Below are 17,194 nucleotides of genomic sequence, written 5' to 3' on the forward strand. Positions count from 1 at the left end.
ATCATGAGGAGAGGTGACTTTATGAAAGATGATCTGAACAAACCAGAAGATAAGAAGCAGAAACAGCCAAAGTTTGAGAAGAAATCCACAGACCAGCGTATGCAGGCGACACCGCCGGTGGATAACTCTGGTGAGGAGGAGATCCCGGAGTGGAAAAGTTCGATCCGCAGGGAGCCGGTGCAGGAGGAGCAGCCGGAACGTAAGATGCCGGTTATCAATAAAAAGTATATGATAGCGGCGGCAGCGGTCGTTGTGCTGGGAGCGGCGGCGTTTGGCGTGGCACCGCGGCTCATGAAAGATCCGGAGACGAAGAAACAGATCGAGGAAGCGAAGAAGCAGGCTGCACAGGAAGAAACTGCGAGCGCAGATGAGAGTCAGGAAAGCGCAGAGCAGGGGGAAGAATTACAGGCAGATGAGGCAGCCCTGAAATCGGATACATCAAATGTAACAGAAACAACAGATGAAACAGATATATCAGGCACCGGGCAGCAGGACAGCAAGGCTGATGGTAAGGAAAAAATCGCCACACCTCCAATCACAGGTCTCGCACATGCTGAGAGCTATGAATCTTTATATGAGATCCTGCACAAATGGCAGAGCGACAGCAACAACTGGAACGCAGCAGACGGTGCACGAGGAATTGAATTGTATTCATCTGATGCAGAGACAGATATGGTAAGCGAAAGCACCGCAGATGCTGTTTCCACGGAAGACTCCTCCGCGGCAATGTATCCGTCTGATATTGACTCCGGTTTTACCTATGATGAATCGCAGGAATCCACCGACCATTCAACAACCAATACACAGGAAGAAAACGTTGACGAGGCAGACATTGTCAAGACAGACGGGACCTACATCTATGCGATGAACAGCAGGGGTGATATCCGTATCGTAGATGCCGTTTCCATGAAACTGGTCAGCGAGATCTCCGGCGACCGTAATGCCGATTATATGGAAATGTATTTAAACGGCGACAGCCTCCAGGTGATCCGCCAGCAGGAGACATATATTACTTATAAAGGAGATATCAACCTTTCTTCATCTGACAGCGGCGACCAGGAAACCAACGCACAGAATAACAGCGACAGTAAAGCTAATAAGAACACCGATAAAGACAGCGAAACAGATAACACCGACACCAACACCGTCCGCGCCAGCTACAGCGTCCCGGTGACAACGGTCTCCATCGACACCTATGACATTTCCGACCGTGAGAATCCGAAACAGACAGGAACCTGCCAGCAGGACGGCACATACCTTTCTTCCAGAAGAAATGGCGGGAATCTTTATCTCTTTACTTCCTACTCCCCGGACACCACAGACGGGGTCGATGCAAAAGTAAAATACATTCCGAGGATTGATGACGAGTACATCGCATACGACCACATCTACCTGCCGGCAGCCGAAGAAACAACAGACTATACCTATGACGGCAAAAACTATCTGGTAGCATCCTCCGTCTCCGATGAGAACCCGGATCAGATCACAGACAGCATGGCAGTTGTCAGCGGCGCAGAGACTTTTTACGTAAGCGAATCCAACATCTATTCTGCTGTTTCCGACTGGACCGCATCCGACACGAAACCGCGCACGGAGATCGTCCGCATCGGTTATGAGGATGGCTTTTTTACAGAAGGAAGCATCGGTTCCGTATCCGGAGAACTCAACAATAGTTTTTCCATGGATGAATATAACGGAAACCTCCGCCTGGTTACAACAACCGCAGGCTGGAACAAAGATTACAGCGAATATACCAGAACCAACGGACTTTATATCCTTGATGCAGACATGAAAACCATTGGCAAGATCGAGAACCTTGCCGATAACGAAGAGATCAAGTCTGCCCGTTTCATGGGAGATACCGGATACTTTGTCACCTACAGAAACACAGACCCGCTGTTTTCAGCAGATCTTTCTGACCCGACGAAACCGAAGATCATCGGCGAACTCAAGATCACCGGCTTCTCCGAATACCTCCATTTCTACGGAGAAAACAAGCTGCTCGGTATCGGCTGGGAGACAGATCCCGACACAGGCAGCATCGAAGGGCTGAAATGCTCCATGTTCGACATCACAGATCCTTCCGATGTCAAAGAGATTGACCGCATTGTTCTCAAGAATGTATCCATCTGCGATGCGCTTTCCAATTACCGTGCGATCCTGGCATCCCCGGACAAAAACCTCTTCGGTTTTGCCTACGGACTGTATAAGAACAGCGGCACAGGAGACTACTACCACACAGAAGAACAGTATTACTACGGACTTCTTTCCTACAGCGAAGAAGACGGTTTTGTTCCGGGAGCATACCTGAACATCACACAGAGCGGTCTGTTTGACGATGCACTCACCAATACGGAATACCGCACCATGAGAGGCATTTATATTTCAGATACGTTTTATCTTGTTACAGAAAACGGCATCAGTTCCTACGATATGACAGACGGATATAAACTTACAGATACTCTTCTCTGGGAATCATAAGAAATCCCGTAATCTCTCATATTTACTCCTTGCAGGAATCAGACGAATAGTCTATACTAGAAATCAATTGGATGAGAAATGAAAGACAGAGAGGAAACAGATTATGAAGCTTACAACTGTAAGAGAAATTTACAAAAACAGAGAACAATATATGAACCAGGAAGTGACAGTAGGAGGCTGGGTCCGCAGCGTCCGTGGTTCCAAAGCATTTGGATTCATCGTCCTTCATGACGGAACCTATTTCGAGACACTTCAGATCGTATATCACGACACCATGGAGAACTTTGCTGAGATCAGCAAATTAAACGTAGGTGCTGCCATCATCGTCAAAGGAACCCTCGTTCCGACACCGGAAGCAAAGCAGCCGTTTGAGATCCAGGCAGAGGAAGTACAGGTAGAAGGCGCATCCGCACCGGACTACCCGCTTCAGAAGAAACGCCATACTCTTGAATACTTAAGAACCATGACACACTTAAGACCGAGAACAAACACTTTCCAGGCAGTATTCCGTGTACGTTCCCTGTGCGCTTATGCGATCCACAAATTCTTCCAGGAGAGAGGATTTGTTTACGTTCATACACCACTGATCACAGGAAGCGACTGTGAGGGTGCAGGAGAGATGTTCCAGGTAACCACACTGGATATGAAGAACCCGCCGCTGAACGAGGACGGAACTGTAGACTACAGCAAGGACTTCTTTGGCAAGGAGACAAACCTCACTGTAAGCGGACAGCTCAACGGCGAGACTTATGCACAGGCATTCCGCAACATCTACACCTTCGGACCGACCTTCCGTGCAGAGAACTCCAACACCACACGTCATGCTGCTGAGTTCTGGATGATCGAGCCAGAGTGTGCATTTGCAGACCTCAACGACAACATGGATCTCGCAGAAGCAATGCTCAAATACGTGATCCGTTATGTACTTGAGAACGCTCCGGAAGAAATGAACTTCTTCAATTCCTTCATCGACAAGGGACTTCTGGATCGTCTGAACCACGTAGTAAATTCCGAATTCGGTCATGTAACCTACACAGAAGCAATTGAGCTTCTTGAGAAAAACAACGACAAATTCGACTACAAAGTATTCTGGGGATGCGACCTTCAGACAGAGCATGAGCGCTATCTGACAGAGCAGATCTTTAAGAAACCTGTATTCGTTACAGATTATCCGAAGGAGATCAAAGCATTCTACATGAAACTGAATGACGACGGCAAGACCGTTGCAGCTATGGACTGCCTTGTTCCTGGAATCGGAGAGATCATCGGAGGAAGCCAGAGAGAGGACGACTACGAGAAACTGAAATCCCGTATGGATGAACTCGGACTCAAAGCCGAGGATTATCAGTTCTACATGGATCTCCGTAAATACGGTTCTACCCGTCATTCCGGATACGGACTTGGATTCGAACGCTGTGTAATGTATCTGACAGGAATGGGCAACATCCGTGACGTGATCCCGTTCCCGAGAACTGTAAATAACTGTGATTTATAAGGAGTAGTAATTAAATGATAAGATTTATTCATCTTGCAGATGTACACCTGGGGGCAGTGCCGGATCGAGGCTGCCCGTGGAGTCGCGAGCGGGAAGAAGAAATCTGGGAAACTTTCCGCCGGGTGATTGCGACAATACGCAAGAGCCCGGTGGATTTGCTGTTTATAGCCGGAGATCTCTTTCATCGACAGCCTCTTCTAAGCGAACTGAGAGAGATAAATGACCTTTTTGGCACGATCAGTCAGACCAGAGTCTTTCTTATGGCCGGAGACAGCGATTATATGAGGAAGGATTCTTTCTACCGGACATTCAAATGGAATCAGAATGTATCATTTTTTGACGGAGAGAGCCATACCTGTATTGAGATTCCGGAGAAAAACGTCTATGTATATGGTCTGAGTTACGAACATAAGGAGATTCACGAAGCACTTTATGATGGCTGGAAGAAATCCGATAAAAGAGGATTTCACGTTCTGATGGCGCATGGTGGAGATACTGAGCATATCCCGATGGATTTCCGTAAACTGGCAGACGGTGGATTTGATTATATTGCACTTGGACATAAGCACCAGCAGCAGGCACCGTTCAAGGACTGGATGCTGTATTCCGGTGCGCTGGAGCCGATCGACAGGAATGACCTGGGAGAGCATGGATATATAGAAGGAACCTACGGTGAAGGTAAAGTAAGGACGCACTTCGTACCGTTTGCCAGCCGTTCTTACCAGAATCTTCTTCTGACAGTCAAAGAAGGTTCTACACAGCATACGTTGGAGGAAATGCTGCGTAACGAGATCATGAAGCGTGGCGGAAAAAATATCTACCGTATCATCATACAGGGAACCCGCTCCCCGGGAAGCCTTCTTCTCGCAGAACGCCTCAAAACAATGGGAAATATCGTGGAAGTTCTGGACGAGTCCCGTCCGGCATATGATCTTGAGAAACTGCACGAACAATATAAGGGAACCCTGATCGGGGACTATATCGAACAGTTTGCAGATAGCGGCAGCAGACCTGTCGTAGAGGACAAGGCACTTTATCACGGCCTGCAGTCCCTTTTGAATGCTTCTGTGCTTGTAAACGGGCGTGTTATGCAGGACGCAGAACAGAAGGATCTCGGACGCATTTTACAGATGCTCAAGATGTCCCGCAAGGGTTATCAGGTGCAGGTAGAACGCCGGAAGAAAGAGAATCTTGCTGAGAAACAGAAGATCCGTACCTCTATTGACCATATGAACAGGGAACTTCATGAACTGGAGGAAGAGAGAATTGAAATGCGCGCGCAGGAGGATTCTTTACGCAGACTGGATGGAGGTCACGGAGAGGGATTTTCGGAAGAACGTATTCAACAGCTGGAACGCAGAAATCAGATACAGGCAGCCGGAATCTGTGTAACATTGATTCTGTTTCTGGCAGGTGCACTCATTCTTGGCGTACATTTCAAAGAAACGATGCTGGCACTGGTAGCAGCCGCAGCCGGAATCTGCCTCGTGCTGCTGGAAGGCTTTTTCAATATGAAAACCATCCGTGAGCTTGAGAAGCGTCGGAGAGTCAAGAAGCGTTTCCTTGCGCGTCAGGACCGCTTACAGTCCGGCAAAGATGATCTCGATGAAGCAATCAAAGAAAAGGAGATCAGCCTGTCAAACCTGATGGAAGAGTACCAGGAAGTCGAAGACTATACATACCTTCCGATCGCAGAGGAGATAGAGATCGATTCCCTTAATCTGGCAATGTCCACGATCCAGAAGCTTGCAGGAGATCAGAACTAATATACTTATAAATTCAAATACCCCGCAGAGAAGATGCAAGAAACATCCTCCCCGCGGGGTATTTATTATGGAAGAAAAAATGTAATCAGATATTATTTCTCGTCATACTGAGCCATATAATTGGACACGCAGCGCTTGATCCTGTCTGCCGGGTTCAGCAGGTGGCTGACAGACATATCATGGTTCAGAGTGTCGATGATCAGGGCGATATACTTACTCATATCACAGCTGATGTAGTATGGCTTCGCAAGAAGTTCCGGAGTCTGATAGATCAGGTTGGTGGTCAGAAGCTTATCAAAGATTCCGTTTCTTGCAGCATCGTCAAACTTCTCAAGTCCGTCTGTAAAGAAGCCGAAGGTTGTGCAGATATAGATCCTGCCTGCACCACGTTTCTTGAGGAGAGATGCGATCTCAAGAATACTGTATCCGGAGGAGATCATATCGTCGATCAGGATAACGTCCTTGCCCTCGAGCTTCGGTCCAAGAAACTCGTAAGCTGCGATCGGATGACGGCCGTTTACCTTGCGGGTGTAGTCCAGTCTGCGGTAGTACATACCCATGTCAACACCGAGGACGTTGGCAAGGTAGATCGCTCTTCTCATACTTCCTTCATCCGGGCTGATGATCATGAAATGGTCATTGTCGATATGAAGTCCCTCTTCGTTCTTAAGAAGAGCCTTAATGAACTGATAAGCCGGCTGGATGGTCTCAAAACCATGAAGCGGAGTAGCATTCTGTACACGCGCATCATGTGCGTCAAAAGTGATGATGTTCTCTACGCCCATTCCGGTCAGTTCCTGGAGTGCAGATGCACAGTCCAGAGATTCACGGCCAGTACGTTTGCTCTGGCGGCTCTCATAAAGGTACGGCATGATGACATTGACACGGCGTGCTTTGCCGCCGATCGCTGCAATCACACGTTTCAGATCCTGAAAATGGTCGTCCGGAGACATCAGGTTGGTGAATCCGCTGATACGGTAAGTCAGGCTGTAGTTGGTTACATCTACCATAAGATAGATATCATCACCACGGACAGATTCATTGACCTCACCCTTACCTTCACCGGAGCCAAAACGAGGAGTTTTGACATCGACAATGTAAGAATCGCGCTGATATCCTTCAAATGCGAAGGACTGCATTTCTGCGTGGTCTCTTTCGTTTCTCCATTTAACAAGCCATTCATTGACCTTTTCGCCAAGGGGACGACAGCTTTCCAGAGGGATGAGTCCCAGTCTTCCTACTGGAAGTGTAGTCAGTTCCTTGTTGTTTAACTGTGCCATCTTTATTTTCCTCCTAAAAATATTTTCTGTATTCGGATGTCTTTGCCGATCAGTTTCAACATCTGATAGTTGCTCGCGATCCGGGAAAAAGTTCTCTCGGAATACGTGGCTGAGAAATCCTCAAGCGTCAGATTCGTTGAAATGACCGTGGATTTACGCCGGGCAATACGCTCGTTGATGCACAAAAATAACTGCGAGGACACAAAGCTGTTGGTCAGCTCCGTACCCAGATCATCAATGATCAGTAGATCACAGTCCAGGATAAAATTTTCGCCGGGGTCGGTTTCGGATTTTCTGGAAAAAGCTGTCTGAGCCATGCTGTCAAACAGATCAAACGCAGAAAAATACAAAACACAGTGAGAACTCTCCAGAAGTGCATTGGCGATACAGTGGGAAAGAAAAGTCTTGCCTACACCGGTGCTGCCATAGAAAAACAGATTCTGGAAGCGGGAGTCAAAATCCTGCACAAAGTTCCAGGCGGTATCGTAAGCCCGCTGTGCTGTCTGGCGGGCAGTTAATCCTGTTGCTTCATTTTTTATTGTATCAGAATACCAGTCAAAAGAAAAGTGCTCAAAATTTTCTTTTTTGAGAATCTCTGTAAGATTTGACTGTGTATAAAGAAGTTCGATCTCTGCTTTTTTGAAACAGGCGCATTTGCGGTGGCCGTCAGTATATCCTGTATCCTGACATTCACGGCAGAAATAATGCGGTTTCAGGTAATCCGCAGGAAACCCGTTTGCCTTGAGAAGAGAGATCCGCTCATTGGCAAGCGCAGCAACCTCCTCGCGCAGTTCCTCGATGGAAGCCGGCTGTCCGAGAAGCAATGCACGGGCCTTACGGGCACTCAAAGATGCGACTTCCTGGTCGATTTCCAGGAGTCTGGGAACTCGTGTATACGCTTCTTTGCGCCGCTCCTCGAGGGCACGCTGGACCTCTGACTGACGGCGGCTATATTCTCTCATGATGGTATCATATTGAAAATTCTGTAAAGCCACGCTTTCCTCCTTATGTGTAAAAAGCTTACTGATTCAGCAGATGCTTCTCATATTCGCTGAAATCATATTCTCTCTGTTCGAAATTGTTAAAACGGTTATTGGAAGCAGGTGCGGCCGGTTTCCTGGAGGCAGCCTTCTTGCTCTGGCGGCGTTTCTGGTGCTCATCATCCAGAGAACGGATGTCGTCCAGAGTTTTGACTTCTTTCTTCTTCCAGCCCTCGAGGATCTTGTCCGTATACTGGAAACTTGCCTGTCCGGTCTGGAGAACGGTACGGTTACATGCCTCCTGGATGATCTCCATGGAAAAACAATACGTCTTGAGCCAGGTATCCATAAGCGTGATCTCTGTCTCAACCGGGTTACGGTTCGTGATCCCCAGCGCCTTGAGAATCGTAAAATATTCCTTATTATAACGTGAATTGGAACGCTTCGCCTGCTCGACAGTAGTGATGCCTTCCTCAGCCCAGGCAATGGCAACCTTCTCAATGTAACGGATGCTCTTGTGATTGTGGCTGACGCAGTATTCAAGAAGATACTCGATCAGATCCGCGCTTAAGCCAAGCCCGTCATAAAAGAAGAGCAGCTTCTGGCTCTCCGTAGGGGAGAGCGTCTTGCCGAGGTACTGTTCTGCGATATAAAGGATCTGGATGATCTCCTCATTCTGCTTCAGCTCGCGGATACGCTCAGGGGTCAGTTCCTGCTTCTTGTCAGAAGAAGCTTTGCCAGTGGGAACAGAAGGTTCCACAGCGGCGGAAGGAGCTGATGCAGCCTGAATGGCCGGCTGTTCTACGGTGGAAACGGTCTCCACAGAAGCAGAGACAGAAGACGCATTCTCCGTATGTTTATCCGGAGAGAGCAGTGCAATCCCGCAGAGTTTATCACTGTCTGTGAAATCAAGGACAAGGAGCTCCTGCTTTGCCCAGTATTTCAGCGCACGGAGGATGTCCCTCTCTGTGCACAGCAGACGGTCTGCCATCTGCTCCAGACTGAAAGAAACCGGAGCATTGGAGAGTGAACGCAAAAGATAGATATACACTTTGACGAATTCCCCGTTTGCCTCCGGCATATAATTGTCGATAAATGTGTTCGATAAGATCGTGACCTCCGTCATGGAGGAGTTTTGTAAGGTGATCATTGCCATGAAATATCGCTCACTTTCCAAGAAAAAATTCCGGTTAAATGCCGCCGAAACAGCGGCAGTCTGGAACAATTGGATTATAGCACAACCTTTTTCAAAAGAGAATAGGGTATTTTTCGGTAAAAGATTTCCACACTAAAATGTGGATAATGTGGATAATGTGGAAAGTGAAATCGGGATAAAATTATCTGCAACCATGATGAATGTCGATAAAACGTGCAAATCAGCGCATTTTTGCAGGTTTCCACATACACTTATGTAAACACTCCAGGGCAATAAAAATCCACATGCTATACACCGTCCAAAATGTGTATAAGCATGTGGATAATGTGGATAACTTACTTGCCGAGGAGCTGTTCTCCAATATTTACAACGTCTCCGGCCCCCATAGTTATCAACAGGTCACCCTGTGTACAATTTTCAAGCAAAAAGTTCTCGATTTCGTCGAAAGTCGGGAAATATTCGCACGGAGTACCGATCTCAGAGATCAGTTCCTGCAGGTTTGCGGAGGAAATTCCGAGGTTATCAGTCTCTCTGGCTGCATAAATATCAGCAAGAACGACATGATCTGCCAGGGAAAGAGCCTTGGCAAATTCCGGAAGCAGAGCCTTGGTACGTGTATAAGTATGCGGCTGGAAAACACACCAGATCTTTTTGTGTGGATAATTCTTTGCTGCATGGAGAGTTGCCTCGATCTCTGTCGGATGATGTGCATAATCATCGATGATCGTAACGCCGCCGATTTGTCCCTTGTACTGGAAACGGCGGTCTGTTCCTGTGAAGTCCTTAAGTCCCTCAAAGATCACTTCGTTGGAAAGTTCCAGAAGTTGTCCGCAGGCGATGGATGCCAGCGCATTGGAAACATTGTGGATTCCCGGAACGCGGAGAGTGCAGGTTCCGATCGGCTCACCGTTATGGAGTACGCGGAAAGTGGCATGTCCGAATTCATCGTATGTGATATTGTCGGCTGTGTAGTCGGCTTCTTTCTCAAGACTGTAGGTGATGACTTTGCATGGAAGATCCTTCGCGATCTCCTCGTATTTCGGAGTATCTGCGTTGATGATGAGTGCACCGTCTGCCGGAAGAAGTTCTGCAAACTTACGGAAAGAATGACGGATGTCATCGATATCCTTGAAGAAATCCAGATGATCCGCATCCATGTTCAGGATGATGCTGATCTTCGGGAAAAAGCTCAGGAAGCTGTTGGTGTACTCGCAGGCTTCGGTGAGGAAAGTCTCTGACTGACCGACACGGATATTTCCGCCGATCGCCGGAAGGATACCGCCGACACTGATGGTCGGGTCGCATTCACCTTTGAGCAGAATGTGGGAGATCATGGAAGTTGTGGTAGTCTTGCCATGAGTTCCGGATACTGCGATTGGGGTGTCGTAATTGCGCATGATCTGTCCGAGAAGCTGCGCTCTGGTGAGCATCGGGATGCCTTTCTCCTTTGCACAGGCGAATTCCGGGTTGTCCGGATGGATGGCTGCTGTGTAAACAACAACGTCAACAGAGTCCTTGATGTTGGAAGCACGCTGTCCGTAGTAGAGGGTAGCCCCTTTTTCCTCGAGAAGAGTGGTCAGCGGGCTTTTCTTCGCGTCAGAGCCGGAGATGGTGAATCCCTCTTCCAGAAGGACCTCAGCCAGTCCGCTCATGCTGATTCCGCCAATACCAATGAAATGGATGGCGATCGGTTTATGAAAGTCTATCTGATACATAATGATAATCTCCTTAATTTATTAACTGTGAAAATACGAAACAGTTACGCTAATATTATACCCCTTGAGGGTGGAAATGAAAAGTCTAAGTTTGATGGATGAAAAAATATACAATAAAATGTCGAAAAATTGTGCAGAACTCACATAAAAAATAATGCAACGTTTTTTCGTAACACAAAAAACGTGTGCAATAAATATAAAAAACACAAAGTTTACACAAAAAAATTGTAAATAATGTTCACTAATCTTGATGAGTATGGTATAATTAAAAAATCAAACAAAACAAGAGGTGAGTGCATGATTAAGAAAGAGATGATCGCCATGCTGCTGGCTGGCGGTCAGGGCAGCAGACTTGGAGTATTGACAGCTAAGGTAGCGAAACCAGCGGTCGCCTTTGGGGGAAAATATCGTATCATTGATTTTCCGCTGAGTAACTGTATTAATTCAGGCATTGACACAGTGGGCGTTCTGACGCAGTATCAGCCATTGCGTCTGAATACACATATCGGAATCGGAATCCCGTGGGATCTGGACAGGAATGAGGGCGGTGTGACCGTATTGCCTCCATATGAGAGGAGCGACAACAGCGAATGGTACACCGGAACAGCAAATGCGATTTTCCAGAATCTCGATTACATGGAGCAGTATAATCCGGATTATGTGCTGATTCTTTCCGGCGACCACATCTACAAGATGGACTATGAGATCATGCTGAATTTCCACAAGGCAAACAAAGCGGATATCACAATTGCATGTATGCCTGTCCCTATGGAGGAAGCAAGCCGTTTCGGCATCATGGTGACTGACGAGACAGGACGTGTGAAGGAATTCGAGGAGAAACCGGAGAAGCCGAGCAGCAATCTGGCTTCTATGGGAATTTACATATTTAGCTGGCCTGTGCTGAAGGAGGCTCTGATCGCACTTAAGGCACAGAGCAACTGTGACTTTGGCAAGCATATCCTTCCTTATTGTAAGGACAAAGGGCAGAGACTTTTTGCCTACGAATACAGTGGATACTGGAAGGATGTTGGAACTCTGGGATCTTATTGGGAAGCCAATATGGAACTGATCGACATTGTTCCGGAGTTCAATCTTTATGAAGAATACTGGCGGATCTATACCAAGGGAGATATTATCCCGCCTCAGTATATCGCAGCGGATGCAGTGACAGACTGCTGTCTGATCGGCGAGGGCACGGAGATCTACGGTGAGGTCTATCATTCCGTCATCGGACCGAATGTCGTGATCGGCAAGGGAACGGTTGTGAAGGATTCCATCATTATGAGGAACACTGTAATAGGAGAGAACTCCGTTCTGGACAAGGCAATCATAGCAGAGGATGTCACCGTTGGCGATAACGTTATCATTGGATGCGGAGAAGAGGCGAAGAACGTCCTCAAGCCTGCAGTTTATGCGTTCGGACTTGCTACGATCGGAGAGCAGAGCGTCATACCGGACAATGTTAAGATAGGAAGAAACACTGCAATTTCAGGAATTACTGCAGCGGAGGATTATCCGAACGGAATTCTTGAGAGTGGACAGGTGATCAAAGCAAAGGATGGTGAGCAGTCATGAAGGCAATCGGGATTATCCTTGCAGGCGGCAACAACAGCCGTATGCGGGAATTGTCGGACAAGAGAGCAATCGCAGCAATGCCGGTAGCCGGAAGTTACCGCAGTATAGATTTCGCACTGAGCAATATGGCAAATTCACACGTACAGAAAGTTGCCGTACTGACCCAGTACAACGCAAGATCCCTCAACGAACACTTAAGTTCCTCCAAATGGTGGGACTTCGGCCGTAAGCAGGGAGGACTTTTTGTATTTACCCCTACGATCACCAAGGACAACAGCCTGTGGTATCAGGGAACAGCAGATGCCATTTACCAGAACATTGATTTCCTCAAGAAAAGCCATGAGCCGTATGTTGTGATCGCATCCGGCGACTGTATCTACAAGATGGATTACAACAAGGTTCTGGATTTCCATATTTCGAAACGTGCAGACATCACTGTTGTATGTACGACATGTAAGGACCAGAGTGAAGTAGAGCGTTTTGGCGTGGTCCGCATGAATGATGACTGCAGGATCGAAGAATTCGAAGAGAAACCGATCGTATCCAATTACAATACGATCTCTACCGGCATTTATGTCATCAGGCGCCGCCAGCTGATCGAGCTTCTGGAGCGCGCTGCCCAGGAAGGCAGACATGATTTTGTAAACGATATCCTTATCCGTTACAAAAACCTCAAACGAATTTACGGCTATAAGATAGATACATACTGGAGCAATATTTCCACTGCGGAAGCATATTATCGGACCAATATGGCATTCCTGCAGCCGGAGATCCGGAACTATTTCTTCAAACAGGAACCGGCAATCAAGACCAGGATCGACGACCTTCCACCGGCGAAGTACAATCCGGGAGCAGTCGTAAAGAACAGTCTTGTTGCAAGCGGATGCATCATCAATGGTACAGTTGAGAATTCTGTGCTGTTCAAGGATGTTTACGTAGGCAACAACTGTGTGATCAGGAATTCCGTGATCCTCAATGATGTTTATCTGGGCGATAATGTCCGGATCGAGAACTGCATCGTTGAGAGCCGAGATACGATCAGGGCAGATTCCTGTTACACCGGTGAGGACGGCAAGGTTCGTATCATTGTAGAAAAGAATGAAAGGTACGCATTATAATCAGGTCGCTGGTAATGGTGGCAGATAAATACAGAATCAAACTGTGCGTATGAAAAATGAAAGGGGCAGCAAACAAATGAATATTACAGATGTACGTGTGAGAAAGATTGCAAAAGAAGGAAAGATGAAAGCGGTCGTTTCGATCACAATAGATGATGAATTTGTAGTACATGATATCAAGGTGATCGAGGGAGAAAAGGGATTGTTCATCGCAATGCCGAGCCGCAAGGCAAGTGACGGAGAATATCGTGATATCGCACATCCGATCAATTCGCAGACAAGAGACCATATCCAGTCTCTGATCCTGGAGAAATATCAGGAACTTCTGAATACGGAAGATGGAGAGGAACTGGAGGAAGCTGCGGCGGAATAACAGATGCCAATTGCACCAGCCTGTTGGGAGAGATCCCGGCGGGCTGTTTTTTTGTGCAGAATTGATGACAGATCTGCCTGGGGTGGTGCTGCGGAGAAAGTGGCAGACTGGTTTTACGGTGTAATTTTTTTGTAACAGGTATAGTGGATATGCGGTAAAATCGGGGATTTTTATTTGAAATGTTACATGAATGTTACAAAAATTAAATAAAAGTGTTGATTTTATGAAAAAATGTGTTATACTAAGGATACAAAAAAGTTATGAGGTGTTTATATGAAAAGTAAGAAAGTTCTTTCACTGCTGATAACATGTGCAATGACTGCTTCTATGGGAACAACCGTATTCGCTTCTACAGAAGATCAGATAGCCGCAGCACAGGCTCAGAAGCAGGAAGCGCAGGCAGGACTTGACCAGGCACAGGCAAACATCAGTGGCCTGGAGAGCAAGAAACAGGAACTCGAATCCTACCTGTCAGAACTGAATTCACAATATAATGAACTGACAGAGAGCATTTCCCAGTTAAGCACACAGGCCGCTGAGAAAGAGGACGAGTTAAACAAAGTCAAGGTTGCACTCGCCAGTGCGAAGAAGGCAGCCATCAAGCAGAAGGAAGCAATGTCCGACCGTATCCAGTACATATATGAGCACGGCGGCACAACCATGTTTGAGGCACTGATCTCAGCAGGAAGTCTTTCCGAGCTCCTGAATCAGGCAAACAACATTTCCGAGCTGTCCAAATACGACAGAAACATGCTTGAGAAATACGAGGCAACACAGCAGAATATCGCCGATCAGCAGCAGAAGATCGAGGAGGAATCCGCTTCCATCAATACTATGCTCGCAGAGAAAGGCTCCAAGCAGCAGGAGGTTCAGAACCTTGTTGCTACAACAAGCGATAACATCAGCTCCTATGTAAATCAGATCAGCGCAAGTCAGGAAGAAGCGAATGCTCTGATGGCAGAGGTCAACAACGCAGACAATGATATCGCAGTCCTGATGGAGCAGGCTGAGCAGGAGCGTGCAGCTGAGGAAGCAGCGGCTCAGGCAGCAGCCGAGGCAGCGGCAGCAGAAGCTGCAAATGAGGAGGATTCTTCTGATTACAGCGAGGATGCATCCAGTGACGAGGATTACTCTGAGGACGAGTCCTATGATGAGAGTGATGATTCCTACACAGAGGATAGTTCTTCTGACAGCTCCGATGATTATTCTGAGGATGATAATGCAGGAACTATCGATGATGACAGCCAGTATACAGGTGAAACAGAGGATACTTCCAGTGATGATTCCAGCGAGGATACAAGCTCTGACAGTTCTTCTGACAGCAGCGATACATCTTCCAGCGACAGCAGTTCTTCTTCTGACTCCAGTCAGGGAACTTACCTTGGAAACTTCAAGCTGACTGCTTACTGTAACTGTGCGATCTGCTGCGGAACAGCAGGAAACGCAACAGCCAGCGGAACCATGCCGGTAGCAGGACGTACCGTAGCCATGGCAGGCGTACCATTCGGAACCAAGCTTCTCATCAACGGCAACGTTTACACCGTAGAAGACCTTGGAACTCCATACGGACACGTAGATATTTACTGCAGCAGCCACAGCGAGGCACTGAGCTTCGGACTGCAGTATGCAGATGTTTACCAGCTTAACTAAATTCAATTATTAATGAATATAATAAAAAGCCTGTACCCCAGGACCACTTGTCGGTTGGATGAGTGGTGTGGGGCGCGGGCTTTTTTGATTTACAGGTACGGTGTACCGGGGATTTCGGGGTAGCTGCCCATGCCGATGAGGAGTTCGAGGCCGACCTGGCGGGCTTCGAGGACGGCGGCTTTGACAGCACTGGCATCGCCGGAGATACCGAGGATGACCTCATTGGAGTGGCTGGTGCCGATGCTTGGGGTCATGTAGCAGGCGATGTTGACGGCGGAAGCTTTCATTGCGGCGTCAGCCATGACGAGGCCGATCGCAGCAGGGGATCCTGCCATGAAGCCGAAAGCCTGTCCCGGTACAGCGTGGAAAGCTTTTTGCAGGGCTGCGCCTGCGCTGGCGGAAAATGTAAATTCAAGATGTCCGGAGTCGCTGATGTACAGCTCTCCGGCATTTTTTTTCGTGAGTTCAAGTGCGAGTTCGATCGCGTGGCGTACATCGGAAACATCGTTACCGCCGATCACGATGTAGTTGCCGTGGCCGCCCCAGCCCTTGGTGTCTCTTGGAAATTCGATGGAGAGGACTTCGGTGTTGGTGGCTTTGACTGCGTCGTCTATTGCGGTGATCTGACCGGCGGCTCCGGTCCGGGAGCTGAAGAGACCGAGGGTGTGGTATTTGGTGCTGATGTTCATGGTGGATAGTAAGGTGTCATCTATGCCGGAGATGACGAGGCCGATGGTGTCGAGGACGGTGGTGCCGACGAATTCGGTGCGGGTGCAGTGGGTGCTGATGTTGTGTATATCTATCATAGTGGGTTCTCCTTTCGCCCGCCGCTGGCGGGCGAGTTTTGTGTGTTAGTTATAATATACGATATATTATTGAGTCTGACAAGGGCTTTGAAAAGCCTTGCGAGGGGAGGGCACTCATAGTTGCGAAGGTCGTTCTCCCCTCGCGCTCCCCTCCTGACCACGCGGAGGGCTGTTTCGCTGGGCGCGAAAAGCGCCGGGGCTATTGACGGGGGCGGAGTGTGGGTATCGGCATGAGACTTTTGCTCAGTTTCTGCAGTTTGTCGGTGTGGGAAGTGAAACCGCTAGGGAAGATGCCTGCCGTATGGAGCATATCGTCAGCGAGGAGACAGTCCGGCAGGTTTGCAATTTTGTGAATTATGGAGAGACTTTTGAGAGAGTTTTGCGGTATACGGATCTGAGTTATCGGTATGCACCTGGAGACTATGTTTTTTTGATGGGGATTTATTATATGGAAAAAACGTATTCCCGCAGGTTCGCGCGGGAATTTCATGATTTTTCCCAGAATATCAGGCTTCATGTCGAGGAAGAAAAAAGCTGGTTTGAGCTTGAGATCAATCCGGAGCCAGACAGTGATCTGGGATGCCTCTGGTACAAAGATCAGCAAAAATGGATCCGTGCGGAACTGCATAAGGGGAAACCTGTCATTCCTTCTGATGTTTTTGAATTTTCAATTCAGAGACAGGACCCTGTCATCGAGGGAAATGCCCTGATCGCGTTTGCGAATGAGGACGAGGAACCGGTGGACTGGAACAGCAGGGAACTGGATGTTCATATATGGTGAGACAGGCTTGTTTTTTCA

At 47.8% G+C, this 17,194-nt stretch carries 13 protein-coding genes; 8 read left to right on the forward strand and 5 right to left on the reverse strand.

Features of this window, described 5'->3' with window-relative positions; all coding sequences use genetic code 11:
- Positions 1-21: 21 nt before the first annotated feature.
- From WMO75_RS03355 to WMO75_RS03365, 3 genes are all read left to right on the forward strand, one after another.
- Entirely contained in the window at positions 22-2,481 is a 2,460-nt protein-coding gene (locus WMO75_RS03355) for a beta-propeller domain-containing protein (RefSeq protein ID WP_303223192.1), read from the forward strand.
- A gap of 103 nt (positions 2,482-2,584) precedes the next feature.
- Positions 2,585-3,976, forward strand: a complete 1,392-nt coding sequence (gene asnS / locus WMO75_RS03360; protein WP_118698901.1) for an asparagine--tRNA ligase — start codon at positions 2,585-2,587, stop codon at positions 3,974-3,976.
- A 14-nt stretch (positions 3,977-3,990) separates the two neighbouring features.
- Positions 3,991-5,742, forward strand: a complete 1,752-nt coding sequence (locus WMO75_RS03365) for a metallophosphoesterase family protein (RefSeq protein ID WP_022213999.1) — start codon at positions 3,991-3,993, stop codon at positions 5,740-5,742.
- 92 nt (positions 5,743-5,834) lie between these two features.
- On the opposite strand, the gene WMO75_RS03370 is transcribed toward WMO75_RS03365, so the two are convergent.
- From WMO75_RS03370 to murC, 4 genes are all read right to left on the reverse strand, one after another.
- Entirely contained in the window at positions 5,835-7,022 is a 1,188-nt protein-coding gene (locus WMO75_RS03370; protein ID WP_022214000.1) for a ribose-phosphate pyrophosphokinase, read from the reverse strand.
- A gap of 2 nt (positions 7,023-7,024) precedes the next feature.
- A complete protein-coding gene (locus WMO75_RS03375; RefSeq protein ID WP_022214001.1) occupies positions 7,025-8,017 on the reverse strand; it encodes an ATP-binding protein in 993 nt (330 codons plus the stop codon).
- A 25-nt stretch (positions 8,018-8,042) separates the two neighbouring features.
- Entirely contained in the window at positions 8,043-9,158 is a 1,116-nt protein-coding gene (locus WMO75_RS03380) for a DnaD domain protein (protein WP_022214002.1), read from the reverse strand.
- Positions 9,159-9,493: 335 nt separating this feature from the next.
- Positions 9,494-10,873: a UDP-N-acetylmuramate--L-alanine ligase gene (gene murC, locus WMO75_RS03385; RefSeq protein ID WP_118252143.1), complete on the reverse strand. Its 1,380-nt coding sequence runs from the start codon at positions 10,871-10,873 to the stop codon at positions 9,494-9,496.
- A gap of 297 nt (positions 10,874-11,170) precedes the next feature.
- On the opposite strand from murC, the gene WMO75_RS03390 reads away from it, so the two are divergent.
- The 4 genes from WMO75_RS03390 (at position 11,171) to WMO75_RS03405 (ending at position 15,589) form a co-directional block, all read left to right on the forward strand.
- On the forward strand, positions 11,171-12,448 hold the full coding sequence (locus WMO75_RS03390) for a glucose-1-phosphate adenylyltransferase (RefSeq protein ID WP_022214004.1): 1,278 nt from the start codon (positions 11,171-11,173) through the stop codon (positions 12,446-12,448).
- Complete coding sequence (glgD, locus tag WMO75_RS03395; RefSeq protein WP_022214005.1) at positions 12,445-13,566, forward strand: glucose-1-phosphate adenylyltransferase subunit GlgD; 1,122 nt, start codon at positions 12,445-12,447, stop codon at positions 13,564-13,566. The genes WMO75_RS03390 and glgD overlap by 4 nt, the downstream gene beginning before the upstream one ends.
- A gap of 76 nt (positions 13,567-13,642) precedes the next feature.
- Positions 13,643-13,939: a septation regulator SpoVG gene (gene spoVG, locus WMO75_RS03400; RefSeq protein ID WP_022214006.1), complete on the forward strand. Its 297-nt coding sequence runs from the start codon at positions 13,643-13,645 to the stop codon at positions 13,937-13,939.
- Positions 13,940-14,212: 273 nt separating this feature from the next.
- On the forward strand, positions 14,213-15,589 hold the full coding sequence (locus tag WMO75_RS03405) for a PcsB-like coiled-coil domain-containing protein (RefSeq protein WP_296054090.1): 1,377 nt from the start codon (positions 14,213-14,215) through the stop codon (positions 15,587-15,589).
- Positions 15,590-15,678: 89 nt separating this feature from the next.
- Here the strand turns inward: WMO75_RS03405 and pduB are convergent, their stop codons facing one another.
- The gene (pduB, locus tag WMO75_RS03410) at positions 15,679-16,395 is read right to left on the reverse strand and encodes a microcompartment protein PduB (protein ID WP_298090019.1); all 717 of its coding nucleotides are present in this window, start codon (positions 16,393-16,395) and stop codon (positions 15,679-15,681) included.
- 202 nt (positions 16,396-16,597) lie between these two features.
- Between pduB and WMO75_RS03415 the strand changes: the two genes are divergently transcribed.
- On the forward strand, positions 16,598-17,176 hold the full coding sequence (locus tag WMO75_RS03415) for an iron dependent repressor, metal binding and dimerization domain protein (RefSeq protein WP_349077626.1): 579 nt from the start codon (positions 16,598-16,600) through the stop codon (positions 17,174-17,176).
- Positions 17,177-17,194: the final 18 nt, after the last annotated feature.

Source organism: Blautia intestinihominis (assembly GCF_040096655.1).
In the GTDB taxonomy this organism is placed as follows: Bacteria; Bacillota; Clostridia; order Lachnospirales; family Lachnospiraceae; genus Blautia_A; species Blautia_A intestinihominis.